This window comes from Streptomyces sp. NPDC049970, from assembly GCF_040660235.1.
Taxonomy (GTDB): domain Bacteria; phylum Actinomycetota; class Actinomycetes; order Streptomycetales; family Streptomycetaceae; genus Streptomyces.
On the sequence record NZ_JBFALP010000002.1, the window covers coordinates 549399 to 575802 of the forward strand.

The following is a 26404-nucleotide window of genomic DNA, read 5'->3' on the forward strand; positions in this document are numbered from 1 at the left end:
GTCATTAGGCTGCCGACTGCCCGCCGACAATCTCAACGGGGAAGGTGTGGCTTACATGATCCATGCAGAGAGTGCTACGGAAAACGGGCTTCGGGAGAAGACCGGAAGAATATCCCTAATTCCGAGACAACAATCCCGCTCCACCGAGGAATTGCGCGACATCGACGCTTCCCTGTTCCGTACGGAGATCGGGGGCGACGAATACGGGGACGTCGTTCTCTCTCTTTTCGAACGCTCCGGTATCGGGCTCGCGATCCTCGATCCCACACTTCGGGTGCGTTCCGTGAACAGCGCCTTCAGCACCCAGTGCGGCCGGCACCACGACGAGATCTGCGAGCGCGGTTTCGCGGAGTTCCTGCACCCGAGCGTGCGGCAGTACGTGCTGCGGCAGTTCTGCCGCCTCGTCCAGGGGCACCAGGCGCGCCTCGTCAGCCGGTCGATCACCATGTGGTTCCACGACACCGCGGTCTCGGGCAAGCTGACCGCGTTCCCGGTGGAGGACGCGGCGGACAAGGTCAAGATGATCCTGGTCCAGTTCACGCCCGAGGAGACGACCGACGACCACCAGGCGCTGGTGGGTTCGCAGTGGAAGCTCACCCCGCTCACGGCGAAGGTCCTCGAGGGTGTCGCCGCGGGGGACCCGACCGTCCGCCTCGCGGCCAAGCTGTTCCTCAGCCGTCAGGGCATCGAGTACCACGTGAGCATCCTGCTGCGGCAGTTCAAGGTGCCCAACCGCACGGCCCTCGCGGCGAAGGCGTACTCGATGGGCATGTTCAGCATCGGCTGCTGGCCGCCGAAGGTGCTCCCCGACTACATCCGCCCTGGTCGTCAGACGGGTGAGCGTGGACGGGGCGAGGCGAAGGCGGAAGGTCGCCGTTCGTAGACGTTGATCGTACTGATGGTTATCGTGGCAACGCTGTGGAGTGATCGGCGACCACGACCACGACGGCGCAGTGTGCGGGTGACCACCGGACATACCGCTGCGTCGGCCTGCAACGGGGCTCGGTAACACTCGCGGGGGAAATGTGAAACTTCTGGTGGTTGAGGACAACGAGCGGGTATCGGCCGCTCTACAGGCCGCCCTGGCCCAGCAGGGGTTGGAAGCGGTCTGTGCCACCACGGGCAAGGCCGCGATCGAACTCCTCGAGGAGACCCGCCCGGACGCCGTGCTGCTGGACCTCGGCCTGCCGGACTACGACGGCTTCGCCGTGTGCACCGCGATCCGGGCGGTCAGCTCCGTGCCCATCCTGGTCACCACCGCGCGGGCGGACCACGCCTCGTGCGTACGGGGACTCGACCTCGGCGCCGACGACTACCTCGTCAAGCCCTACAACCTGGCTGAGGTGCTGGCCCGGGTGCGGGCGGTGCTCCGCCGCAAGCGTCCGCCCGAGCCCGAGCCGGCCGAACTGCCCTCGGACGGGCTGGTCCTGGCCGGGCCCGTGCGCATAGACCTGCGGGAGCGGGTCGTCCTGGTCAACGGGGCGCCGACGGATCTGCCGGACGAGGAGTTCGGCATCCTCGTCGCGCTCGCCCTGCACCCGGGGGAGACCCTGGCCGTCGACCGGCTCGTCGAGGAGATCCTGCGCAACCAGCGGATCACGCTACAGGCGTCGGTGCGGCGCCACGTCGCCTCCCTGCGCGAACGGCTCGACGTACCGGACCTGGTGGAGGCGGCGGACGGGGCGGGTTACCGGCTGTCCACCACCGGATCCGCGTAACCGATGAAGCGCCTGCTCAAATCGATCACGTGCGCCGAGGTCTTCTCCGCCCTGCTGCTGCTCGTCCTGTTGTCCGTCGTGCTGGACAGCGTCATGTCGAAGGGCGAGCCGGTGCTGGCGACCTGCCGGCACGTCCTGGGCGACCTGCTGGTGGACGGCTGCGTGCTGATCGCTGTCGCGCTGCTCGCGTTCCGCTACCTGCGGTTCCAGCGCCAGCTCGCCAGGCTGGAGCGGGCGGCCAGGCAGTTCGCGGACGGTGACCTGACGGGCGAGGTGCTGCCGTCGGGCCAGGGGCCCGCGGAGGTACGCCGCCTGATGACCGCGTTCAACGACATGGCGGACTCGCTGCGCGTCCTGATGGAGAAGCAGTCGGCCTTCGTGGTCGACGCCTCCCATCAGCTGCGTAATCCGCTGACCGTGCTGAGCCTCCGCATGGAGATGCTCTCGATGAGTCTGGAGGGAACGCGGCGGGAGGAGGTGGAGCTGATCCGGGAGGAGATGAACCGGCTCGTCGTCATGCTCGGCCGGCTCCTCGAGCTGTCCTCCGCCCGCGGCCCCCTCCCCACACTGCCGGGTCCCGTCGACGCGGTGGGCCTGGTCGGCGACCGGGTCACCGCGTGGCGGCCGCAGGCGGAGCGCCGGTCGATCCAGCTCGCCGTGACCGCCGAGATACCCGCCGTCGTGCGGGTCGACGCCGCCCTGGCCGGCTCGATCCTGGACACCGTGCTGGACAACGCGATCAAGTTCAGCCCGGAGGGCGGCCGGATCACCGTACGCCTCCGGGACGCCTGGCCCGCGACGGTCATCGAGGTGCTGGACGAGGGACCGGGGCTGGAGCCGGCAGAGTTCGCCCGCCTCGGTGACCGGTTCTGGCGCGGCCCCGCGACCCAGGACGCACCCGGCACCGGGCTCGGGCTCAGCATCGCCCGTGAGATAGCGACCGCGATCGGCGCCCAGCTGACGTTCGCCGCCGTGCGGCCGCACGGCCTGTGCGTGAGGTTGAGTATTCCCCGGCCGCAGGACGCGTGAGCGGGCGCCGTTTCCCGCGTTCCGCGGCCGGTCGCTTTCCACGCGGCAGCACCTGATGACAGGTGCGGGCCCGGACAATTCGCTTTCCCGTCGGCAGGGTTGTTCCCGCGTGCCGGGCCGCCCGTGCGCGGAACCCGTGAAATCCGACGACCGATGGATTTGGTTGAAGCGTTCACAACTTGGGTCTATACCTCCGAAAAATCTCCCCGCCGCTCCGACACCAAGCGGCCGACTCGGCACCGAGTGCGCCAAGTGTGGTGCCGCACAGGCGAATCGGCCGGCTCCCGGCATGGTGCGGCGGTCGGCCGACGACTTCCATTGCGGAGGATTCCGCGTCGATTAAGGGGATTGGCGACGCGGAGAACGCCGCAGCCCTATTCCATTGCGGATGAATGGCCGGCGGCACACCCGATCGCTGTTCCCCCGCAAGGCCTGGGAAATCTTATAGAACGCCTCGCGTGCGCGTCCTGCGTGAGCGGCCGCCCGCCTACGCTGAGGCACAGGTACAGGAACACAGGCAGCCGACAGGCGAGACGCGCGGCAGGTGTCCGCGCTGCGGGGTGGTGGACATGACCGAGTCCGGAGCACGGCGCGTCCCGGCCTCCGCTTCACCGGGTGGCACCGCCCGCCTGGGCGCGGTCCCGCCCCTGGTGTTCGCGGGGGAGTGCGACCTGCTCACCGAACGGCTGGCAGGCGTCGCGCGCGGCGAGGCGCTGGTCCTGTGGGGCGCCGACCGGACGAGGTCCTTCGACGGGGTGACCGCCGACGCGGTCAGGGCCCGTCTGCGCACCCTCCTCCAGATGTCCGCGATCCTCACCTACGCGGCCTCCGTACCGGTGGTCAAGCTCGGCCAGATCGGCCCGGACGAACAGGACCCCGCGCAGGGCGCCGAACCGGACCCGGCGGCCATGACGCGCCGGTACGAGTTCTCCGTGGCCACCTTGAACCTCGTACGGGCCCTCGCCACGGGCGGCTACGCCGACCTGCGCCAAGTACACCGGTGGAACACGGAGTTCGTGGCAGCGTCGTCCGCGGGGCACCGCTACTCGGCGCTGGCGGACGAGATCGGCCGGGCTCTCGCCTTCATGCGCGCCTGCGGCCCCGACCCCGCACAGCTGGCCACCGTCGAGTTCTTCGCCGCCCACGAGGCGCGCTCGCCCGCCTACGACTCCGCGCTCACCCGGGTCGACTCGCGGACCGGCCGCCGCTACAACACCTCGGGCCACTTCGTGTGGACCGGAGGCGCGCCCACCCGGTACGTGGACCACCTGGCCGACGTACGCAACCCCGTCGGTGTCCGGCTCGGCGCGGAGGACGGCCCCGACGACGTACTGGAACTCCTCGGCCGGCTCGACCCGCTGAGGGAAGCCGGCCGCACGGCCTTCCTGGTGCGGATGGACTCGGCGGCGCTGCGCGACACCCTGCCCGCGCTCGTCGAGAAGGTCACGGCGGAGGACCACCGGGTCGCCTGGATCTGCGCGCCCGCACCGGCCGGAGGGGAGAGAGGGGGCACACGGCGCTTCGGCGACGTACTGGCCGAGGTCGCCGCCTTCTTCGAGGTGCACCACGCGCTCGGCACCCACCCCGGCGGCCTGGCCACGGCCCTGGGCCCGGACTCCTCGGCGGCCCTGGACCTCGCCTTCCTCGTCGCGGAACTCTGCCGCGCGCCTGGTACGGCCTCCTGCTGACCCTCGTCCCATCGACCCTCGCGCCCCCGCGCCGGGTGTCCCCGGATCGACGGCCCCCGACGAGGCCGAGCCGCATGTGGACATCTTCACAACTCACTCGAAGGGGCGAGTCGCAGGCGGCGTCCGAGTCGTCCCGGGACGACGGTCGCGCACGAAGATCTTGCGTGGGCGCGCCGCGGCCGAGAAGGCGGGACCGGGTGACCTGCTGGTCCAGGGCTCCAGAGCTCGAGTACAGGGAGGGCGGGCTCCTCGCGACTCCGCTCTTCGCCGAGCTGCGGCACACTCGGTCAGCGACGCGGCGGCGACGGCATTCCGCCTGCCAGGTGGGTGAGTGGAGTGCCGGATCTGCTGTCCACCCAGGCCCGTTGTGTGTCCGGTCGGCTCCCTGAACTCGGTGAGAGGGCGGGGCGGGGGAGACCTCCCGGAGCCTGCTCGGCGCGGGCCGGTATGGCGTGGAGAACCTCCCCCCGGCCTCTCCTCGGCCACCCGAAGGAACTCGGGGTGACCGGACAGCGTCGGACCGCCCCCGTGGCCACATGGGGCCGGTCCGGCGCTTACGTCCCTGCTACGCCCTGCCCGCTAATGTGCCCCTGACCAGCGAAAAGGCCCTCCGGGTCGGAGGGCCTCGCTGTGGTGCGCCGTATGTGCCCCCGGCAGGACTCGAACCTGCGGCCAAGCGCTTAGAAGGCGCCTGCTCTATCCACTGAGCTACGGGGGCCGGGTGTCGGCCAGGTGTCCCGGAAGGCGTTGGTTCAAGCCATCCGCGACGTTGCCGGGACAAGGATAGGGCTCAGATCACCCTGTCCCGGTTGCTTCACCTGCGTGGCACGATGTGGAGGTTCGGTGAAGCGAAACGATAATCGCAGGTAGGTGCGATTCGTGCACCGCTTTTGGCGCCTCGCGCCCCGGGTGTTGTGCACTCGTTATGCCTGCGCCCTACTCGTCCCCTCTGTCCCCCGGAGAGGATCCGCCGCGCAGGGGGGCCTATACGCTTCAAAAAGGCGCCAAAATTGGGCATTCTTCGCATGTGGTAACCATGGATGTACGGCCCCAGCTCATCGACGCACTTTCCGCCCTGCGCGACCGTGTCGCTGCCGTGCGTCTTCCACTCCCGCTGCCGGGGGCCCCGCGCGCCCGGCAGACGCGGACCGAACTGCTCGCCCAGCTCGACGACTACCTCGTACCCCGCCTCAAGGATCCCGGGGCGCCGCTGCTCGCGGTGATCGGGGGATCCACCGGTGCGGGCAAGTCGACACTCGTCAACTCGCTGGTGGGGTGCCGGGTCAGCGAGGCCGGGGTGCTGCGCCCGACGACCAGGACCCCGGTGCTCGTCTGCCACCCGGACGACCACCACTGGTTCGCAGGGGTGCGCGTGCTGCCGCAGCTGACCCGGGTGTGGCTGCCTCCGGGGCAGGCCCCTGACCCGGACGGGCTCGACCACCTCGGAGCCGAGGGGGGCCAGGACGACATGGTGCTGCGGGTGGAGACCGCGGCGACCCTGCCCAGGGGGCTCGCGCTCCTGGACGCCCCCGACATCGACTCCCTGGTCGTACGGAACCGGGTCCTCGCGGGCGAACTCATCTGCGCGGCCGACGTGTGGATCATGGTGACCACGGCGTCCAGGTACGCCGACGCGGTCCCCTGGCATCTGCTGCGTACCGCCAAGGAGTACGACGCGTCCCTGGTCATCGTCCTGGACCGGGTACCGCACCAGGTGATCGGTGAGGTGTCACGCCAGTACGCCGCCCTGCTCACCCGGGCCGGCCTCGGCGAGGTCCCCCGCTTCACCATTCCGGAGCTGCCCGAGTCCGCCGGCGGCGGCAGCGGACTGCTCCCCACCACCGCCGTCGCACCTCTGCGGGCCTGGCTCACCCACCGGGCACAGGACCCGGCGGCCCGTCAGCAGGCCGTGGGGCGTACGGCGTCCGGGGTCATCGACTCGCTGAACGTGCGGATGCCCGAGCTGGCGGCGTCCGTCGCGGCGCAGTACGCGGCCGCCGTCCGGCTGACCGGAGTGGTCGAGGAGGCCTACGGCAAGGAGCTGTCGCGCGTCAGGCGACGGCTCGGCAACGGCACGGTGCTCGCGGGCGGCGCCCGCACCCGATGGCGCGGCTACCCCCTCTACAGCACGGCGGGAGAGCTGCTCGACGCACTCGTGGAGAGCCTGACGGCCCTTCTGCAGTGCGCGGTGGCGGCCGCCGACGAGCAGGTCCGCACGACCTGGCAGCGCGAACCCGCCGCCGCGGGCTTCCGGTTCGAGGACGCGGGCCGGGAGGCCGGTGGATGGGGCCCCGCCGAGGACATCCAGGGCCGCATCGGCATGGCCGTACGGCGCTGGCGCAGGGTCCTCGAAGAGCTGGCCGAGGAGGAGGCGCGGCTGCTCGAACGCAACGCCGCGCCGGACGCCGAGACGGTCGCCGCGCTGCTTGCCGCCGCCCTGCTCGGCGGTCGCCGTGCCAGGGGCGCGGGCGAGCAGCTCGCCGAACGCATCGGCGCCCAGAGCGCGCTGCGCCTCCGCGACAAGGGCGGGGCGCTGCTCACCACCTGCCTGGACCAGGTCCTGCACGGCGAACGGGACCGGCGGCTCGCCCCGCTCGACGCGCTCGAAGTGGCCCCCGAACCGCAGGCCGAGCTCATCGCCGCGCTGTCCGTACTGCAGAGGGAGAGGAAGCAGCGATGACTGCCGTCACTGACCAGGGCCGGGAGCAGGGACAGGGACCGGGCCCGGAGAGCGGGAGCCCCGGCGACCCCGCGGAACCCGTGAACCCGGAGCACCCCGAGGGCCCCGAGGGGACCGGGAGGACCGACGGGCGCCGCTGGGACGACGGGCTCATCGCCCGCCGTGCCGCCGAGGCGTCGAAGGAGCGGGGCGAGGGGGAGCGTACGCCGGAGGACGATGCGGGGCCCCAGGTCGAGGCGTACGGACTGCCGGGCAGCCCGCTGCGGCCCCGGCTCGACGCGCTGCGTGAGCTGGTCGGCCTCTCCCGCGCACGCCTCGACGGGGAGACCCTCGCCGAGGCGGGGCGCGTGCTCGACGAGGCGTCGGCCCGCCAGCGGCTGTCCTCCCGCCACACCGTCGTCGCCATCGCCGGGGCCACCGGCAGTGGCAAGTCGACCCTGTTCAACACGCTCGCGGGGGCCCAGATCTCCGACACCGGGCTGCGCAGGCCGACCACCTCCGCACCGATCGCCTGCAGTTGGACCGACGGTGCCGCCGGCCTCCTCGACCGGCTGGCCATCCCCGGCCGGCTGCGTCGCAGGCCCGTCCAGGGCGGCACGGCGACCGACGAGGCGCTGCAGGGGCTCGTCCTGGTGGACCTGCCCGACCACGATTCGGCGGCGACGGGCCACCGGGACCAGGTGGACCGGGTGCTTGCCCTGGTCGACGCGGTGATCTGGGTCGTCGACCCCGAGAAGTACGCCGACGCCGCCCTGCACGAACGCTATCTGCGGCCGCTCGCCGGGCACGCCGAGATCTCCTTCGTCGTCCTCAACCAGATCGACCGGCTCCCCGGCGAGGCCGCCGACCTGGTCCTCGACGACCTGCGCAGGCTGCTCGACGAGGACGGCATGGCGGTGGGCGAGCACGGCGAACCCGGCGCCACCGTCATGTCCGTGTCCGCCCTCACCGGGGCCGGGGTGGCCGATCTGCGCGAGCTGCTCGGCAGGTTCGTCCAGGACCGTACGGCGGCTGCGCGCCGGCTCTCGGCGGACGTGGACGCCGCGGCGGCCCGGCTCCGCCCGGTGTACGTCGCCGACGGCCGCCCCGGGCTCGACGAGCGGGCCCGCGAGGAGTTCACCGACCGGCTGGCCGAAGCGGTCGGCGCGGCTGCGGCCGGGCAGGCGGCGGAGCGGGAGTGGCGCAGGAACGCGGGCCGGGCCTGCGGAACGCCGTGGTTGCGGCTGTGGCGCTGGTACGAATCCACCCGGCAGCTCGGCGGCCTCGACCTGATGGCGCAGGCCCTCGCGCCCCCGGAGGAGGAGCTCACGGCCCGTCAGCGTGTGGAGCAGGCGGTGCGGACGCTGGCCGACGACGCGGTGGACGGCCTGCCGACACCCTGGGCACAGGCGGTGCGGGAGGCCGCGGTCAACGGGGCGCACGGGCTGCCGGAGGCGCTCGACGAGCTGTCGAGGAGCGCGCAGTCGGGGGCGGGCGGCCGGGGCCGCGCCGGCAAGGGGGGTTCCGCTGCCACGGCGTCGAGCGGCTCGGTTTCCGGTGGTTCCGGGACTTCGGGGGCGGGCGGTTCCGGTTCCGGCGGTTCGGCCCCGGGCGGGAAGGCCGCGTACCCGCGCGGGACGGGTACGTCCGCCGGGGCGGCCGGCGGACTCGCGGGGGCGCCGGGAGTCCGCGCGGCCAGGCCGCCGCGCCCCGCTTGGTGGCCCGCCGCGGTGCTGGCGCAGGCATCCATGACCCTGCTTCAGATCTTCGGCGGCCTGTGGCTGCTGGGGCAGATCGTCGGCGTACTCGAACCAGGCCTGACCGTTCCCGCCCTGCTCATGCTGGCCGGTGTGATCGGCGGGCCGCTCGTGGAGTGGTCCTGCCTCGCCGCGGCGCGCGGTCCGGCCCGCCGATACGGGCAGGAGGCCGAGCGGCGGCTGCGCGAGGCCGCGGCGGGCTGCGGCCGGGCCAGGGTCCTCGACCCGGTGGCGGCGGAACTGGCGCGCTACCGCGAGGTGCGCGAACGGTACGTGGCGGTGACGGAGTTCTCCACAACCGGCGGGTGATCCACAGGCCCCGCGGGATTCCAGGATTCCGGCCACCATGGTGCGCACGGACCGGTCGGACGCACCGGCCGGACGTCGCGTGGACGGGGGACGGAAGAATGAGTGAGACCTGGGTGACGCTGGTGGGGAACTCCGCGACCGCGGTGGACTACCGGGAGACGGAGACAGGGGCGACGGCGCGATTCCGCCTGGCGGTCACCCCCAGGCGGTGGGACCGCGAGCGGCAGAGCTGGACCGACGGCCGCACCAGCTTCTACACGGTGTGGGCCCGGCGGACACTCGCGGCGAACCTGTCGGGTTCGGTCTCGGTGGGGGAGCCGCTCGTCGTGCACGGCCGCCTGAAGGTACGCGAGGAGGAGCGCGACGGGGTCCGCAAGTCCTCGGTGGACGTCGAGGCCGTGGCGATCGGACACGACCTGACCAGGGGAACAGCGGCGTTCCGGAGGATCGTCAGAGGCGATCCGGCGCTCACCGCGCCCACGCATCGTCAGAATCCGGCCACGGAGGCGGCATCGATGTCCTGAACAACGGGGGCGCGCCGGTGAAAGCTGTAACGATTGCGATTCGGAATGCTTATCTGAAGGTATGACGGGGGACTGCTCTTCGCTCGCTCCTTACGATTCCCCAGTACTCATGCGGCACTTGAGTTTGCTGGCGAGGCACCTCCCACACGTGCATACAGGCGTGAAGGCCTCGCCCGGAGGGGAATTCTGTGTTTTCTGGTTCTTCAGCGTCCACCCCGCCGTCGATGACGGCGGCGGAACACTCCCCAGGGAGTCGGAACGGAGGCGGGCACCGCGACCTGGAGCCGGCCGGTTCCGGGCGGGGCCGGGGCATCGCCCGGGTGGCGGCCGCGGTGCTGACCGCAGGCCTGGTCGCCGCCGGCACCCTCGTCGGTGCGACGGCGGCGACCGCGGCGACGGCCGACGAGACCGGCGCCCACCAGGGCGGTGCCACAGCCGTGCTGGACGGGCTGAAGACCTATGACACCGCCGTGCTCCACGTCGACGGCAAGGACGGGGGTCCGGCCACCACTCAGGATCTCCCCGCCGGCCTGTTCGAGCTCGACGTCGACGGCGGCGGCCAGCTGAAGACGTACTGCGTCGACATCCACAACCCCACCCAGGACCGGGCGAAGTACCTGGAGACCCCCTGGGACCAGACCTCCCTCGGTGCCAACGGGAACGCCGGCAGGATCCGCTGGATCCTGCAGCACTCCTACCCGCAGGTGGACGACCTCGCGGCCCTGGCCGGCGAGGCGGGCACCGGCCCGCTCACCGCGAAGACCGCGGCCGCCGGCACCCAGGTCGCCATCTGGCGCTTCTCGGACAAGGCCGAGGTCGAGGCCAAGGACGAGCAGGCCGAGAAGCTGGCCGACTGGCTGGAGAAGAAGGCGCAGAACGTCGCGGAGCCCAAGGCGTCCGTGGCACTGGAGCCCGCCGCGGTGTCCGGCAAGGCCGGTGAGCGGGTCGGCCCGGTCACCGTCCGTACCGACGCGGGCCAGGTCTCGGTGACCCCGCCCGCCGACGCCGCCGCCGGCGGGGTCAAGGTCACCGACAAGGACGGCAAGCCCGTCACCGAGGCCGCCGACGGCGCCGCCCTCTACTTCGACGTCCCCGCGGACGCCGCGGACGGCTCCGCCGCGCTGGGCGTCCAGGCCACCACCTCGGTGCCCGTCGGCCGTGTCTTCGCCGGGCTCACCAAGAGCCAGACCATGATCCTCGCGGGCTCCAGCGAGTCCACCGTGACCGCCTCGGCGAGCGCCACCTGGTCGGAGAAGGGCGCGGCCCCCGCGCTCACCGCGCAGAAGAACTGCGCCAAGGGCGGTGTGGACATCACCGCGGCCAACAAGGGCGACGAGCCGTTCACCTTCGAGCTGGCCGGTGCCGAGCACACCATCGCGGCAGGCGAGACCCGCACGGTGACGATCCCGGTGGCCGAGGACCAGGCCTACGACTTCACGATCACCGGCCCCGGCGGCTTCAGCAAGAACTTCAAGGGTGTCCTCGACTGCCTGACCGCCGGCGCCCCCGCCCCGGGTGACGGCATCGGTACGCAGAGCGGCTCCGAGCCGGTGCCCGCGCAGACCGGCACCAGCTCCGCCGGCGCCGAGGGCGACCTCGCCGAGACCGGCGGATCCAGCGCCACCCCCGTCATCGCGGGTGTCGCGATCGCCCTCGTGGTCGTCGGCGGCGGCGCGGTCTTCCTCCTCCGCCGGAGGAAGCCGCAGAACAGCGCTGAGTGACCGATAGCGGCGCAGCGCGCGAAAGCGCCGGTCGGGGACCCGGTACGGACATTCCGTACCGGGTCCTTCGGGTTCCGGGTGCCCGGTCGCGGGCGCCGGGAGCGTACCGGGGGCCGGACGGGTTTCCTTCCGGGTGCGGACGTCAGGCAAGATGGGTGTATCTGCCCACACCTCTATTGCTGCCGGACGGTTTCTCTTGGCTGAGTTCATCTACACCATGCGCAAGACGCGCAAGGCGCACGGCGACAAGGTGATTCTCGACGACGTCACCCTGAACTTCCTGCCCGGCGCGAAGATCGGTGTCGTGGGGCCCAACGGCGCCGGTAAGTCCACGGTGCTGAAGATCATGGCGGGCCTCGAGCAGCCGTCCAACGGCGAGGCGTACATCTCGCCCGGCTTCAGCGTCGGCATCCTCATGCAGGAGCCGAAGCTCGACGAGTCGAAGACCGTCCTGGAGAACGTCCAGGACGGCGCCGCCGAGATCATGGGCAAGCTCACGCGCTTCAACGAGGTCGCCGAGCTCATGGCGACCGACTACTCCGACGCGCTCATGGACGAGATGGGCAAGCTCCAGGAGGACCTGGACCACGCCAACGCGTGGGACCTGGACGCCCAGCTGGAGCAGGCCATGGACGCCCTGGGCTGCCCGCCCGGCGACTGGCCCGTCAACAACCTCTCCGGCGGCGAGAAGCGCCGTGTGGCGCTCTGCAAGCTGCTCATCGAGGCACCGGACCTGCTCCTCCTCGACGAGCCCACCAACCACCTCGACGCCGAGTCGGTGAACTGGCTGGAGCAGCACCTCTCGAAGTACGCCGGCTGTGTCATCGCCGTCACCCACGACCGGTACTTCCTGAACAACGTCGCCGAGTGGATCCTCGAACTCGACCGCGGCCGCGCCATCGCCTACGAGGGCAACTACTCCACGTACCTGGAGAAGAAGCAGGCCCGCCTGAAGGTCGAGGGCCGCAAGGACGAGAAGCGGCAGAAGCGGCTCAAGGAAGAGCTGGAGTGGGTCCGCTCCAACGCCAAGGGCCGTCAGACCAAGTCCAAGGCCCGTCTCGCCCGTTACGAGGAGATGGCGGCCGAGGCGGACAAGATGCGGAAGCTGGACTTCGAGGAGATCCAGATCCCGCCGGGCCCGCGGCTCGGTTCCATCGTCGTCGAGGTCGAGAACCTCTCCAAGGCCTTCGGCGACAAGGTCCTCATCGACGACCTGTCGTTCACGCTGCCGCGCAACGGCATCGTCGGCATCATCGGCCCGAACGGCGCAGGCAAGACCACGCTGTTCAAGATGATCCAGGGCCTGGAGACACCGGACTCCGGCGCCATCAAGGTCGGCGACACGGTCAAGATCTCCTACGTCGACCAGTCCCGCGCCAACATCGACCCGAAGAAGACCCTCTGGGCCGTCGTGTCGGACGAGCTGGACTACATCAACGTCGGCCAGGTCGAGATGCCTTCGCGGGCGTACGTCTCCGCGTTCGGCTTCAAGGGCCCGGACCAGCAGAAGCCGGCCGGCGTCCTGTCCGGTGGTGAGCGCAACCGCCTCAACCTGGCGCTGACCCTCAAGGAGGGCGGCAACCTGCTGCTCCTCGACGAGCCCACCAACGACCTCGACGTCGAGACCCTGTCCTCGCTCGAGAACGCGCTCCTGGAGTTCCCCGGAGCCGCTGTGGTCATCTCCCACGACCGCTGGTTCCTGGACCGCGTCGCCACGCACATCCTGGCGTACGAGGGCGACTCCAAGTGGTACTGGTTCGAGGGCAACTTCGAGTCGTACGAGAAGAACAAGATCGAGCGTCTCGGTGCCGACGCGGCCCGCCCGCACCGTGCCACGTACAAGAAGCTCACGCGAGGCTGATCGAGTTGGCCCGTCACATCTACAGCTGCCCGTTGCGCTGGTCGGACATGGACGCCTTCGGCCACGTGAACAACGTGGTCTTCCTCCGCTACCTGGAGGAGGCGCGCATCGACTTCATGTTCCGGCTGGCGCCGGGGGACGGCTCGCCGTCCTTCTCGGGCGGCTCCGTCGTGGCCCGGCACGAGATCGACTACGTGCGCCCGCTGGTCCACCGGCACGCGCCGGTGACCATCGAGTCCTGGGTCACGAAGATAACGGCCGCGTCCCTGACCATCGCCTACGAGGTCAAGGACCCCGAGCAGGTCTACGTCCGGGCGTCGACGGTCGTCGTGCCCTACAACCTGGCCGAGGAGCGGCCCCGGCGGATCACTGCCGAGGAGAAGCTCTTCCTGCAGGAGTACCTCGACCAGGAGCCCGTCGTCGTATGACAGTGCCAGTACGGTCGCTGCGGTTCGCCGACGCGAGGGAGGCGGCGGACCTCGCCGCCTTCCTCGGCCGGCTGCTCCACTACGACCGGGCCGCCGCCGTCCGCCTCCAGGCGGGCGGCGGCGCGCTCGCGGTCTTCGGCCGGCCGCCGTCGTTCGACGTCCTCGCGATCCGAACCGCCCGGCTGTCCGGGACGCACGACCTCGACGTCACCGTGTCGGCCGGGGAACTCCTCGAAGCGCTGGACACGGATGCGACGGACGGGGCGGCCGGCGTGGGCGCACTGCCGGCGGCCGTGACCGGACCACCGTGGACCGGGGTGCTGCCGCCGCGCGGCGGCTGGCAGGAACGCACCGGACTTCCGGGACCGGTCGACCTGGGCACCGCACTCGAAGAAGCCGTGTCGGAGTTCCGATCCCGCGACGCGGCACTGCCGGAGCAACGGCGCACCAGGGCGGAACGTGATCTCATCGGCCGCGGCATCTGGTCCCGCACCGTCGGGGACACGGAACTTCCGCTGCGTGCCGTGCACGCCGCACAGTCGCTCGGCTTCCTGCGCCCGGCGCCCGGTTTCCCCGTGGCGCTGCTCACCGCCGGTTCCTGGATGCGGCTGCGCACGCCGTACGGCTCGATCGCCCTCCGGGGCGCCGGCGGCGGCCTCGGCCCGCTCGCTGTGACGGTCGGGACCGCCTGACCACCGGCCTTCCTCCCTCGCCCCGCCGGTGCTCCACCGGGTCACTTCCCGGTGGCGTCCGGCCATACGCCGATGTGGTCCTGCTCCAGTTCCAGCATCACCCGCTGTTCCATCCCCAGTGCCTCGGTGTAGTCCGCCGGGAGCTGTAGCCGGCCCGCCCGGTCGAGCATCGCGTACTCCCGCGCCACCTGGGACTCCTGACCCGTCGCCGCGTCGACCTCGGTGTGCCGCAGCACCTCGGAGGACGTCCGGCCGTCCCGGATCGCGACCGTACGGCGAACCTCGCCCGCCACCGCCTGGTCGTGGGTGACGATCACGATCGTCGTACCGAGCTCCTCGTTGGCCCTGCGGAACGCCGCGAACACCTGCTCACCCGTCGCCGAGTCCAGCTCCCCGGTCGGTTCGTCCGCGAGCAGCACCGAGGGGTTGTTGGCCAAGGCCACCGCGATCGCCACCCGCTGCTGCTGTCCGCCGGACATCTGCGCGGGCCGCCGGTCGCGGCAGTCCGCGACCTCCAGCATCGCCAGCAAGGACTCGGCACGCGCGGCCCGTTCGCGCTTCCTGCCGCCCCCTCGCAGTTGCATCGGGAGCGTGATGTTCTGCGCGGCGGTCAGATACGACAGGAGATTCCGCGAGGTCTGCTGCCAGACGAAGCCGACGACGTCCCGCCGGTAGCCCAGCCGCTCCTTCTGCCCCATCGCGAGCAGGTCGCGGCCCGCCACCTTCGCCGAACCTGCGGTGGGGACGTCCAGACCCGCCAGGATGTTCATCAGGGTCGACTTCCCGCTCCCGGAGGCACCGACCAGCGCCATCAACTCGCCCTTGGCCACCAGTAGGTCGAGCCCCTGGAGTGCTTGCACCTCCACCCCGTCGGCGGAGAAGATGCGCACCAGCCGGTCGCAGGCGATCAGGGCGTCGTGCCCGTACGACGGCCGGTCGCGGCGCGCCGCCGCCCGTTGTTCGAGCTCCGCCAGCGTGGTCTCTGTCGAGGATGTCACCGGGTGTCTCCTGCCCTGAGTTCTCTGATGGAGCCACGGCGGCTCACCCACCACGCCTGGGTGCCGGCCACGGCGGCTGCGAGGACGACCACGCCCAGTGCGGGAAGGGCCAGGGACCTGAGGTCCACCCGCAGCGAGGCGGTGCGCGGTGTCCCCGGGTCCCCGCCGGCCAGGGCGAGGGCGGCCAGGTCGACGCCGGGTGCCAGCAGGACGATGGTCGCCCAGCCGACGAGGAGCCCGCCGAACGCGGCCAGCAGCGCCTGGGGCATCGCCTCGAACGCGAGCAGCCGCCTGCCCTGCCGGGTGGTGAGCCCCATGGTGCGCAGCCCGGCGAGGAGCGTGGTGCGCTCCGGCGCCGTCTGTAGCAGGGAGAGGAGCACGGCGAGCAGCGCGTACCCCGCGCCCGCCACGATCGCCGCCCCGTAGATCCCTTCCGCACCCGACTGCATCGGGGTGTCGGCGAAGGTCCCCCGCTCCGCCGACCGCGTACGGACCGCGTACTCGGGACCGGCGTCGAGCGCCGCCGCGTGCAGCTGGGCCGGGTCGGGTGCGGCCCCGCTGATCAGCAGAGTCGTGGGTTTCCGCAGGGCGGGTGCCGTCGCGTCCACGATCAGGAAGCCCGGGTCGCCCACCGCGGACGTACGCGCGAGGACCGCCGCGATCCGCACGGTGATGTCCCCGGCCTGCGAGCGCACGGTGTGCCGGCCGTCGCCGAGCCGTTCCGCGAGGCCCGGTGACGCCACCGCCGGAAGTACCCCGTCCGGGCCGGCCCCGCCCGCCAGCGCACCCGCGGGGAAGGCGGGCAGCCCGGTGGCGCGGGCCAGCCGTGCGTACGACTCGGGCTCGACCGCCACCAGGGTCGCGCGCTTCGTGTCCGACCTGACGTCCCTGGAGGCGGCCAGCGGCGTCCCGTACTCGATGCGCACGGCTGCGAGGTCCTCGACGCCGTCCACCGCACGTACCCGGTCGATGACGTCCTCCGGGACGGGGGAGAGAGCGCCCTCGCCACTGATCCTGGCGTCCGCGCCGACGGCCCGCAGTGACGCGTCGTCACGCGCGTCGGCGACCCCCGCGAGGACGGAGCCGCCGAACGCCGCCGTGGTCAGTGCGACCAGCAGGGCGAGCAGGGGCAGCGTACTGCTCGACGACGCGCGGCCGGCGCGGGCCAGCGACAGGAACCCGACCGCCCCGCGCAGCCTCGCGAGGGGGCGGGACGCCAGCCGCAGCGGCAGGGGGTACAGCCGTACCAGCACGAGCGCCGCGATCAGACCCACCAGGACCGGGGCGGCGCTGACCAGCAGATCGGCTCCCGACCCCGTCGTCGTGCCGCGGCGGCGCAGCGCGGCGACCGCGCCGACCGCCAGGACCAGCAGGGTCAGTTCGACGACCGTACGACGGCGGCTGGGCCGGGCGTTCGCCACGTCGTCGCGGGCCCCGTGCAGCAGAGGCCTGCGGTGGTGCAGCGTGGTGCGGAGCGGCAGCACCACGCAGACCAGGGCGGCGACGACCGCGGCACCGGCCGCGGCGGGCGGGAACCGGGCCTCCGGGACGAGCAGGACGGCCAGGAGCAGCCCGAGCGCCGCCGCGGGCAGTACGGCCACCGCGGTCTCGGCGAGCAGCCGCCGGCCGATGCCCCGCAGCGAGCCGCCGCGCGAGCGCAGCAGCGCGAGCTCGTGGTGGCGGCGGGCGCCGATCAGCCCGCCGGTCATCAGCAGGACGACGACGGCCACCGCGCCCGTCCCGACCGCGGCGACCGTGACGACGGGGTCGATCGCGGCGCGCATCCCCAGCTGGGCGTCGAGGATCGCGTCCAGGTCGGTGGTGAGCGTGGTGTTCGGTCCGGCGATGTCACGCAGCCGCAGGAGCCCGGGGCCGTTCTCCACCTCGGCCACCGCGGTCCCGAGGCGCGAGGCGTCGGAGGCGGCGAGATGCGAGGCGTCCGGCGCGAGACGCCAGTAGAGCTCCGGTTCGCTCATGGTCGCCAGCAGTGCCGGTCCGGCGCCCGGTGGCAGCAGAAGCGTGGCCGTCCAGTAGAAGACCGGGGTCGGCGATCCCGGGTCCCGGACCAGGGACGGGGAGCGGTACAGCGGCTCGACCGCCCAGTAGCCGCTCTCCGGCCGCAGCGGCGTGACGACACCGGTGATCCGAACGGTGAGCGGCTTCCCCCGCTGGGTCGGGACCGTGATCGTGGAGCCCGCCCTCATGTGCAGCGCGGCCGCGGTCTCCTCGGTGACGGCGGCCTCCACCTCACGGGACTCCAGGGTCACCTCGTCGCGCACCACCGGCCACCGCCCCGACCGCAGGGTGCTGTGCGCGGCGAGCGCCGAAGGCGCGGCGTAGCCGAGCTGCGGCGGCATCGCGTCGGGGCGCGGCAGCCAGGGCTCGTCCGCCACCACGGGCTTCGTGGTGTGCACCCCGTACGACGAACGCGGCACGTCGGCACGCAGGGGAGCGGGCAGCGTCCCCACCAGCGCCTTGCCGGCTCGTGACAGCGCGTCCTCGCGCATCGCCCGCTCCCGGACCGCGGCGGGCTGCCCGAGCGCGGGCGGCGGTGTGGTCACCTCCAGCACGCTCTGCCCCGGCTGGGCGGTCGTGACGTCGTGGCGCAGCGCCCTCGTCTCGTACGCGTCCACCGCGCGCGGGAACGCGGCTGCCAGGAAGGCGGTCAGAAGCACCAGCACCGCGAGCGCGGCGGAGATCCCCGGGGCGGTGCGCAGTCTCGTGCGCACCCAGGGGGCACAGGCGGCCGGAACCCTGGTGGTCCTCATGTCAGTTGTCCCCCTGGTGGCGCAGCGACACCGCCGGATCGGCGCGGCGCAGCGTGATCGCCGCGACGAACAGCAGCGGCAGTGCGGCGACCGAGGCCAGCAGGACGCCGACCTGCCCCGCGGGCAGCAGCACCAACACCTCCGGCACGGGCCGCGCCGCCTGCCCGGTGAGTACGACGAGCGGCACGACGGCCCTGGTCAGCACGGCTCCGAGGGCGAGCCCGATCAGCAGGGCGAGGGCGATCAGAACGCCCTGCTCGGCGGCCATCATCCGGGCGAGCCGGCGACGCGACGCGCCCAGGGCGCGCAGCACCGCGAATTCGGCGGACCGCTCGCGCTGCGAGCCCACGAGGCCCACCGCGAAGCCGACCGCGGCCAGGGCGGTCGCCACGACGGCCGCCGCCAGCAGCGCGGACTGCGGGCCGGCCCCGAGCGGATCGTCCGCGAGATCCCGCGCCACCTCGTCGCGTACCCGCACCTGGGCCGGGTCCGTGCCGGGCAGCCCGCGCAGCCGCGCCGCCACCCGCGGGCCGTCGCCGGGCGCCGTGCTCAGCCACCACTCGGTGGGCGCGAGCGTGGCTCCCGACCGGTGGGCGAGCACCTCGGACACCGCCCTGAGGTCGAGCAGCAGGGCCCCGCCAGGCTTCGCCGACACGTCCGCGACGCCGCCCGCGGTGGAGGCTGTGGCCGCGCCGGGTCCGGTGGCGGGCAGTTGCCGCACCGACTTCACGAGGGTCACCCGGACCGTGTTGCCCGCCAGCACGAGGTCGACCTCCTGGCCCTGCCTCGCCCCCGAGTACTTCAGGTACGCGTCCGTGGCCACCGCCTTCAGCGCGGGGGCCGGCGGACGTCCGGCGGTTATCCGGAGGGTGTCGACCGGGTCGCCGTAGTAGGCGCTGTCGGGGCGCGTGTAGCCGGTCTCGTAACGGAAGGCGGGCGACGCGCCCGTGCCCGCCACCTCCTCCGGAGTCTCCCCGGCCTGCTCCTCCCCGGCCGCGGCCGTGGTCGTCCCCGCCTGCCAGCGAACGCCGTCCGCGCCGGTGACCGGCTGCTCGGCGCCGCCCGTGGTGAGCGCCCGGAGCCGGGTCAGGGCGACCAGGCGCCGCTCGGGGCGGCTCTCGGGTACGTCGCTGTCCAACTCGAATCCCGTCAGAGACAGTTCGCCCGCCGCCGACACCGGGAAGGACACGGTGTGCGTGCCGCCGTCGACCGGGACCGTCCCCACACCGGTCCGGTAGCCGATGCCGTAACGGTCCTCCAGCAGCACACTCACCAGCGGCGCCGAACCGGACGGCGACCTGCCGCCGGACGCGGAGGTGTCGCTGATCCGCAGATCGAACAGCACCCGGGTGCTGCCCCCGGGCAGCACCACACCGGTCCGCGCGGTCTTCGGCGGGGCGATCGCCTCGAACAGCCGCCGGGGTGAGTCTCCCGAGAGGTCCTCGCGCAACAGCATCCGCTCCTCGGCGTGCGCGGTGTCCAGAGCCAGCACCTCGGACGTCCGGCCGCCGGACAGATCGGCCGTCGTACGGAACGCCGGAGCCGCCTGCCGCACCCCCGGCAGATCCGAGTAGGGGGCTGCCTTCGCCGGGTCGCCGGACAGCCCGCCCACCATGCGCACCGACGCGCCCGACCTGAAGTCCGCCTGGTCGCCCTGCGACCGGTCCCAGGACGCGCTCTGGCCGATCGCCAGCATGCCCATGGCGACCGAGAGGACCAGCAGCAGTACCGGCCCCGCGTTCCGGAGCGGGCGACGGCTGAACTGCCAGCCGGCCAGAGCCGCGGACAGGCCGCGCCCGCCCGCCGCACGCCGCTCCGCGAGCCTGGCCGCGGGCGGGAGCAACCGTAGTGTCAGCACGGTGCCCGCGAGCAGGGCCAGAGCGGGGGCGGCGACCAGCAGCGGGTCGATGCCCAGCTCGCCCCCACGGTCACCGCTGAGCGCACCACCGCCGGACGCTCCGGTCTGCCGGTCGAGCTGCCAGTACGCCACCCCGGCGATCAGGAGCAGTCCGATGTCGGCGCCGGCCCGCACCACGGCCGGCAGCGCGGAGGCGCGGGCGCCCCGGTCTCCGCCCGCCCCCGCCGCCAGCGCGGGCGCGACCACCGCGAGCGCGCACATCAGCGCCACGGCGGCGGCCACCAGCCAGACCGTGCCGTCCACCCCGCCGTCGAGCCGCAGCCCGATCCGGCCGAGCTCGCTCCACCGCGCCAGCAGCCCGGTCAGCGGCCCGGCGAGCAGCGGCGCGACGACTCCGGCCGGTAGCGCCAGCAGCAGGGCCTCGATCGCCGCCGGCGTGGCGATCCGGCCCCGCGAACCACCCCTGGCCCGCAGGAGTTCGGTCTCGCCGCCCCGTTCGCTGCTCAGCAGCCTGGCCACGAGCAGCAGGGCGTATCCGGCGAGCAGGACCAGTTGCACGGCCACGATCATGATGGTCGAACGCGACACCAGCAGCGCCCGTTCGACCTGCTCGATGACGGTCGGCAGCGAGGTCCGCACCGTCGCCCCCTCCCCGAACAGCCCGGAGGAGGCAAGGGACTCGGGCCCGTCCGTCGACGCCCGGTGCAGCGCGCCGGTCCGGCTCGTGGTCACCGTGCGGAAGTCGGCGGTGGCGAGCCAGGACACCGGACCGGCACTGAGCCGTCCGGATCCGACCACGCCGGGGTCCGCGAGCAACGGGCCGTAGGTGGTGAAGACGACCTCGCGGACGCCCCGCCCGCCCAGCGGGTCCAACCGCCAGTAGGGATCGGACAGGTCGGACGCCTCGTACAGGCCGGTGATCTCGATCGGGAGCCGGGTGTCGCTCAACCGGTCGGTGAGGGTGATCCGGGATCCCGGCCCCAGTTTCAGGACCTCGGCGGCGGTTCGCGGCAGCGCCACCTGCACCGGCCCCTCCGCCCCCGCCGCTCCGGCACGGGGCATGCGCCCGGCGGTGAGGCGCACACGGCTGCGGTCCAGCGACGCGAGATGTGTCAGATCGGGCTCACCGTGTCGCTCCGCCGCCGTGCGAGTATCGCGTGGCAGCGCGTACGGACCCGAACTCTCCAGCTTCCGCACGGTCACCGGAAGCCCGTCGAACGTGTCCCCGGCCGCCCGGCGCACCGCGGCGTCGGCGTCCTCGCGCTTCTCGCGGTCCACATCGGCGGAGACGACGAGCGAGGACCGTGCGGCGGCGCGGTCGGTGAGCGTGTGCCGCAGGGCGGCATCGCCCGTCGAACCGGAGAAGGCGGTGAGCGCGGCCAGCACACAGGTGGTGAGCAGCACGGTGAGAAGGGCTGCGGTGAGCAGGAGCCGGTGCGCGCGCAGCCGCAGAAGGACGAACCCCGTCACCTGATCCCCCGAACCCTGAGCAGCCGCACGCCCCCCCGGCGTGCTCAGGATGCTTTCAGATTGCACGGGCTCCTGGAAACCGCCTGTGGTCGCAGCTTGATGAGATCGTGACCGCTATACGGCTACGGAGCGCCGAATTCCGCACACGGCCGGTCAGCCGGCGGTGTTGATCATCGACGCGGCGGCGTAGGTGAGGTAGTCCCACAACTGCCGTTCGTGCTGCGGGGCGAGGCCGAGTTCGTCGAGCGCCACCCGCATGTGGGCGAGCCAGGCGTCGTGGGCCGCCCTGTCCACACGGAAGGGCGCGTGCCGCATCCGCAGCCGGGGATGACCCCGCTCGTCGCTGTAGGTGCGCGGGCCGCCCCAGTACTGCATCAGGAACAGCGTGAAGCGCTCCTCGGCGGGACCCAGATCCGCCTCCGGGTACATCGGGCGCAGCAGCGGGTCCTCCGCGACGCCCTGGTAGAAGCGGTGGACCAGGCGCCGGAAGGTCTCCTCGCCGCCGACCTGCTCGTAGAAGGTCTGCTCCTGAAGCGTGTCGCGCGGAATCTCTGTCACCTGTCCATCGTCGCAGACGCGCGGACTGAGGACCGGGGTCCTAGGACCCCGGCCCCCGGCCCGCCGCCGGGAGGCCGGATCAGTCGCGGCGGACCGTGATGGTCGTCCACGCCCCGACGTGCACCTGGTCGCCGTCCTGGAGCGGCACCGGGACGTAGGGCTGGATCGGGTCCTCGGCGCCGTTCAGGGTCGTGCCGTTGGTGGAGTTCTGGTCGACCACGGCCCAGTTGCCGTCCGGCTGCTGCACCAGCACCGCGTGCTGGTGCGATACGCCCGGGTCCTCGGGCGGCACGGCGAGATCGATGTCGGGGGACTCGCCGGTGCTGTGCCGGCGACGGCCGATGGTGATCTGGCTTCCGGTGAGCGGCAGATGCTGTTCCGGGGAGTACGCGGGCAGGTTGAGCCCGGTCGCCTCGGGTCCGCTGCGCTGCATCATCGCCAGGAAGTAGTCGCGGTCCGGGGCGATGACCGCCGTCCAACTGCCCGTTCCCCGGTCACGGCCGCCCTGCGCGGAACCCTGGGAAGGTCCCTGGCCGGGGAACTGCTGCTGCGGGGCCTGGGGCTGCTGCGGAGCCTGCGGGAAGCCCTGGGGTGACTGCTGCCGTGAGGGCGGCGGAAGCATCCAGTCGTCGTCCCCGCCGGTCTGCGGAGACTGCGGCTGAGCGGGAGCGGGCGGCGCCGACTGCTGCTGGAAGGACGGCGGGGGCGGCGGCCCCTGCCGCTGCGGCTCGAACGGAGACGGAGCACCGGCCGGATTCTGCGGGCCCTGCCCCTGGCCGCCGTGCTGCCCCTGTCCCCGCTGTTCGAACGGGGACGGCGACTGCTGCTGGAACGACCCCGGTGCCGGGGGCCCCTGCTGGAAAGGCGGCGGGGGCGGTCCCTGCTGGAAGGACGGCGGTACCGGGGGATCCTGCTGGAAGGGGGATGGGGGAGGCGGTCCGGGCGGGCTCCCCTGCTCGGACGAGAGCGGCTCGGCGGGCCGGTTCATCTGCGAAGGCCGCGAGCCCTGGTACTCGAAGGGGTCCCGCTGCTGGGGCGGCGGACCCTGCTGGGCCTGGAAGCCGGGCGGTAGGTTCAGTCCCGGCACCGGTCCACCGGCACCGGCCTGCGGGGCGAGCGGGGTGTAGGACGTCGCCGTGTTCGTGAGGAAGTTCCAGCGGCACTCCTCGCAGTACGGCGCCATCGCCTCACGCGGGGTGCGGCACTGCGGGCACAGCTCCGCCTGGGCGGTCGGCGGGCCTTCGCCGCCGCGACCCTGCGGGTAGCCGTAACCGGGCGCGGGCGGCGGGGGAGGCGGCGACGGGACCGCGCCCGTCCCGGCCATGCGATGTCCGCAGACCTCGCACCAGTCCTCGGAACCCGACTGGTGTCCGTTCGGGCATGTCGGCATGTCGGCGCTTCCCCCTCTCCTCGTCCGGCCCGGAGGCCGCCATGCGTTGTCGGTGCGCCGTCCGGTCGGGCGGCTCTCCGTACGGTTCTGTCGATGTCGTTCGGGTGGCTACTTCTTGACGCGAACTGTCTTGGTCGAGCGCGTTTCGAGTGTCATCTCGTCCGCTTCCGCGACCCTCGCTTTCAGTCGCACAGTACCTGTCGCCGCGTCCACGACGTCGACCACCTTTGAAAGCAGCTTGGCGGTATCCGCGTTCCCGGAGGCCGACGCGAGCTGCACCGCACGGCCCAGTTTCGCCGTCGCGCCGTCGAAGTCTCCCGATTTGCGCGCATCGAGTCCCTGCTGGATGACTTGCGCCAGTTCCGCCTGTCCCGTGTAGTGCGCGACCTGGGGGTTGATCGAGGTGGACGCCGTCATGTCGTCCGTCCAGACCGCCCGCACCAGACCCTGCGAGAGGGTCTGCGGCGCACCGCCGTCCGGCGTGGAGGGCAGGATCAGCGAAACCCTGGCCGCCAGCATCTCCTGGCCGACCCCGGCCTCCGGGACCCTCACGCACACGTGGTAGTCACGGGACTCGTCGCCCCAGGAGCCGGTGGGGTAGTCCCCCGCGCGGGGCCCCGCCTCGGTGCGGCGGCCGGTCAGGTCGGCTACCGAGGGCGCCACCTGCTTGACGAACACGATCTCCACACCGACGGGCGTCCAGAGCCGCAGAGCCACGTCCGCGACCTCCTTCCCCATCGCGTTCTCCATCATCCGCGTGAAGTCCTGTGCCAGACCCGCGGGATCGGCGACGATGTCCGCGGTGCCGAGCAGGGCGGAGGCGACCGCTGTGACCTCTTTCACCTCCCAGTCGGTACCCACACCCCTCGCGTCACAGGTGAACCGGCCCGCACACGACTCCAGAGCGGCCCGCAGGTCCTCCGGGGCCTCGTGCTCGTTGCGTCCGTCGGTGAGGAGGACGCCGTGCCGGATGTCGACGTCGGCCGCGCCCAGCAGCCGGTCCGCCAGACGCAGCCAGGTGCCGATCGCCGTGCCGCCTCCCGCGCTCAGCCGGCGCAGGGCCTCCTTGGCCTGCCCCTTGGTCCGCGGATCGGCCGTCGCCAGCCGCCCGTTGCCGGGGTACACGTCCTTCGCCACGTGCGTACCCGCGACCACCGCGAAACGGGTGCCGTCCCGGAGGGTGTCGATGGCCGCCGCCGTCGCGTCGCGCGCGTTGCGCATCTTCGTCGGCGGATAGTCCATCGAACCCGAGCAGTCGACCATGAGCACCACGGCCGCGTCGGGCGCCCGGCCCGAGGAGTCCCTGGGCGCGGGGACCGCGTTGCCCAGGGGCACACCGCCGGTCGTCCCTCCGCCGGTGGACGTGACGGTGACGATCGCGTTGACCTCGCGTCCGCCCTCGGGCAGGTACGCGTTCTGGTACACCTCGACGGAGAACTGCGGCACGTTGGACTTGGAGAAGTTGGCCATCTGATCGGCTCCTTGAGGCTCCACGTATGTCAGAAGAAGACAGGCGTGCGGACAGAGTTCAGGACGGAGGACGGGAAGCGGGGAAGGCGGCGGGGACCGGGGCCGGGGATCGGGCCCGCCGGGACGGACCGGGCGGGACTCAGGCCGATCCTGCCCCTTCGGCCACCACGGCGAACGGCAGCAGTGCCACTGTTACGTTGTCGTGGCCCCCGCCGTCGAGCGCGTGCCCCACCAGCACCTGGGCGCCGCGCAGCGGCCGTTCGTACGCGTCGTCCGGCAGGGCGGCGGCCATCTCCGCCGCCGCCTCCGCGTAGTTCCACAGACCGTCGGTGCACACCACCACGAGGCCGGGCCGGTCCGGTTTGAAGGTCGCGGTGTGCGGCTCGAGTTCGTACGCGTCGGCCCCGAGCCAGCCCGTGATCGCGTGGGCGCGCTCGTCGGCGTACGCCTCCGCCTCGTTCATCAGGCCCGTCGCCACCATCTGCGCGGCCCAGGAGTCGTCCTCCGTGAGCCGGGCCGGCGGGCTGGAGCGGTCCTCCGGCACCCAGTAGACACGGCTGTCGCCGACCCAGCCGACGAACAGCAGGCCGCCCGCCACGATCGCGCCCACCAGGGTGCAGGCCGGGGCGTTCTGATGGCGGTGCTGATCGCGCTCCAGCGCCTGGCCGGTGCCCTGCGCAAGCGCGTTGACGGCCTCGGACGCGGCCAGGATCGCCTCGTGCATCGCCTGCTGCGGATGCGTGCCCCTGGGCAGCGACTCCAGCAGGGCCTCGCCGGCGGCGCTCGCGGCAGCGGCCGACGCCTCGTCCGGACGGCTCGCCGACGAGACCCCGTCGCACACGATGGCCACCACGGCCGGCGAACCGTCCGGGAGGGCGGTCGAGGACACCGAGAAGGAGTCCTCGTTGCGGTGGTGGCGCAGACCCCGGTCACTGACCGCGGCCACGGAACCGAGCTCCTGCTCCATGTGGTCCCGCTCGCGTGGCTGGGCGTGGCCGCAGTTCTCGCAGTACCCGTCGGTGTCCACGTGGCCCGAGCGGCAGGCCACGCACACCTTGCCCCCGGCAGCCACGCCCGCTGCGGCGTGCTCGACCGTCCGCGGGTCCGGTGCCGCCGGCTCGAAGTCGCCCGAGGCGCCGGCCGGGCCTCCGCCCGCGGGTCCGTCCGGTCCGTCCGGCTCGTCGAAGCGGACGGCCGCCGGGGCCGCGGTGGACAGGGGCCTGCCGCCCGAGTCCACGCCCGGGACGTCGGCAGGGCGGTGCGTGGGCACCTGCCGGTCGGAGCCGCCGGTCTCCGCCGCGGCCGGCCACCGCACAGAACCGTCGGCGGCCGTCGCCGCACCCTGCGCCGGTACGGTGATGGCTACCGTCGGACGGTCACCGGGAGGCGCGGGCACGGCCGAGAGGTCGTATCCGCACGCCCCGCAGAACAGGTCGCCCGACTCCAGCGGTTCCTCGCAGCTCGGGCACCCCGGCAAGGAGGCCTGCTGGTGGATCTGTGACATCT

The 26404-nt window shown here is 72.6% G+C and carries 18 protein-coding genes and 1 tRNA gene; 11 read left to right on the top strand and 8 right to left on the bottom strand.

Annotated elements, in window-relative coordinates:
* Positions 1-151 precede the first annotated feature (151 nt).
* The 4 genes from AB0I83_RS05310 to AB0I83_RS05325 all read left to right on the top strand — a co-directional run bounded on the left by AB0I83_RS05310 (position 152) and on the right by AB0I83_RS05325 (position 4435).
* The gene (locus AB0I83_RS05310; protein ID WP_356536276.1) at positions 152-883 is read left to right on the top strand and encodes a LuxR C-terminal-related transcriptional regulator; all 732 of its coding nucleotides are present in this window, start codon (positions 152-154) and stop codon (positions 881-883) included.
* Between the two features lie 154 nt (positions 884-1037).
* Positions 1038-1718 (top strand): response regulator transcription factor, encoded by a 681-nt coding sequence (locus AB0I83_RS05315; protein ID WP_356536277.1) that lies wholly within the window; start codon positions 1038-1040, stop codon positions 1716-1718.
* Between the two features lie 3 nt (positions 1719-1721).
* Entirely contained in the window at positions 1722-2747 is a 1026-nt protein-coding gene (locus AB0I83_RS05320) for a HAMP domain-containing sensor histidine kinase (RefSeq protein ID WP_363303685.1), read from the top strand.
* 569 nt (positions 2748-3316) lie between these two features.
* Positions 3317-4435 (top strand): 3-deoxy-7-phosphoheptulonate synthase, encoded by a 1119-nt coding sequence (locus AB0I83_RS05325; RefSeq protein WP_363303686.1) that lies wholly within the window; start codon positions 3317-3319, stop codon positions 4433-4435.
* A 645-nt stretch (positions 4436-5080) separates the two neighbouring features.
* On the opposite strand, the gene AB0I83_RS05330 is transcribed toward AB0I83_RS05325, so the two are convergent.
* Positions 5081-5153, bottom strand: a tRNA-Arg gene (locus tag AB0I83_RS05330).
* Between the two features lie 318 nt (positions 5154-5471).
* On the opposite strand from AB0I83_RS05330, the gene AB0I83_RS05335 reads away from it, so the two are divergent.
* The 7 genes from AB0I83_RS05335 (at position 5472) to AB0I83_RS05365 (ending at position 14386) form a co-directional block, all read left to right on the top strand.
* Positions 5472-7115, top strand: a complete 1644-nt coding sequence (locus tag AB0I83_RS05335; protein WP_363303687.1) for an ATP-binding protein — start codon at positions 5472-5474, stop codon at positions 7113-7115.
* On the top strand, positions 7112-9160 hold the full coding sequence (locus tag AB0I83_RS05340; RefSeq protein WP_363303689.1) for a GTPase: 2049 nt from the start codon (positions 7112-7114) through the stop codon (positions 9158-9160). Before AB0I83_RS05335 ends, AB0I83_RS05340 begins: the two co-directional genes overlap by 4 nt.
* Before the next feature lie 98 nt (positions 9161-9258).
* Positions 9259-9684: a single-stranded DNA-binding protein gene (locus AB0I83_RS05345; protein WP_356843864.1), complete on the top strand. Its 426-nt coding sequence runs from the start codon at positions 9259-9261 to the stop codon at positions 9682-9684.
* 224 nt (positions 9685-9908) lie between these two features.
* Positions 9909-11405, top strand: a complete 1497-nt coding sequence (locus AB0I83_RS05350; RefSeq protein ID WP_363303691.1) for an LAETG motif-containing sortase-dependent surface protein — start codon at positions 9909-9911, stop codon at positions 11403-11405.
* Positions 11406-11601: 196 nt separating this feature from the next.
* Entirely contained in the window at positions 11602-13266 is a 1665-nt protein-coding gene (ettA, locus tag AB0I83_RS05355) for an energy-dependent translational throttle protein EttA (RefSeq protein ID WP_356536289.1), read from the top strand.
* Positions 13267-13271: 5 nt separating this feature from the next.
* On the top strand, positions 13272-13694 hold the full coding sequence (locus AB0I83_RS05360; RefSeq protein WP_363303692.1) for a thioesterase family protein: 423 nt from the start codon (positions 13272-13274) through the stop codon (positions 13692-13694).
* Positions 13691-14386 carry a hypothetical protein gene (locus AB0I83_RS05365; protein WP_356843868.1) on the top strand — a complete coding sequence of 232 codons (696 nt, stop codon included), beginning with the start codon at positions 13691-13693 and terminating at the stop codon, positions 14384-14386. Before AB0I83_RS05360 ends, AB0I83_RS05365 begins: the two co-directional genes overlap by 4 nt.
* Positions 14387-14427: 41 nt before the next feature.
* Here the strand turns inward: AB0I83_RS05365 and AB0I83_RS05370 are convergent, their stop codons facing one another.
* The 7 genes from AB0I83_RS05370 to AB0I83_RS05400 form a co-directional block, all read right to left on the bottom strand.
* Positions 14428-15384, bottom strand: coding sequence for an ATP-binding cassette domain-containing protein (locus tag AB0I83_RS05370; RefSeq protein ID WP_356536291.1), 957 nt, complete (start codon positions 15382-15384; stop codon positions 14428-14430).
* Positions 15381-18152 carry an ABC transporter permease gene (locus tag AB0I83_RS05375; RefSeq protein WP_363303693.1) on the bottom strand — a complete coding sequence of 924 codons (2772 nt, stop codon included), beginning with the start codon at positions 18150-18152 and terminating at the stop codon, positions 15381-15383. The genes AB0I83_RS05370 and AB0I83_RS05375 overlap by 4 nt, the downstream gene beginning before the upstream one ends.
* Before the next feature lies 1 nt (position 18153).
* Entirely contained in the window at positions 18154-21480 is a 3327-nt protein-coding gene (locus tag AB0I83_RS05380; protein WP_363303694.1) for an FtsX-like permease family protein, read from the bottom strand.
* A 153-nt stretch (positions 21481-21633) separates the two neighbouring features.
* Positions 21634-22038, bottom strand: a complete 405-nt coding sequence (locus AB0I83_RS05385) for a globin (RefSeq protein WP_356536294.1) — start codon at positions 22036-22038, stop codon at positions 21634-21636.
* Positions 22039-22117: 79 nt separating this feature from the next.
* Entirely contained in the window at positions 22118-23428 is a 1311-nt protein-coding gene (locus AB0I83_RS05390) for an FHA domain-containing protein (protein WP_363303695.1), read from the bottom strand.
* 108 nt (positions 23429-23536) lie between these two features.
* On the bottom strand, positions 23537-24898 hold the full coding sequence (locus AB0I83_RS05395; protein ID WP_356534653.1) for a VWA domain-containing protein: 1362 nt from the start codon (positions 24896-24898) through the stop codon (positions 23537-23539).
* A gap of 139 nt (positions 24899-25037) precedes the next feature.
* Positions 25038-26402: a PP2C family serine/threonine-protein phosphatase gene (locus tag AB0I83_RS05400; RefSeq protein WP_363303696.1), complete on the bottom strand. Its 1365-nt coding sequence runs from the start codon at positions 26400-26402 to the stop codon at positions 25038-25040.
* Positions 26403-26404: the final 2 nt, after the last annotated feature.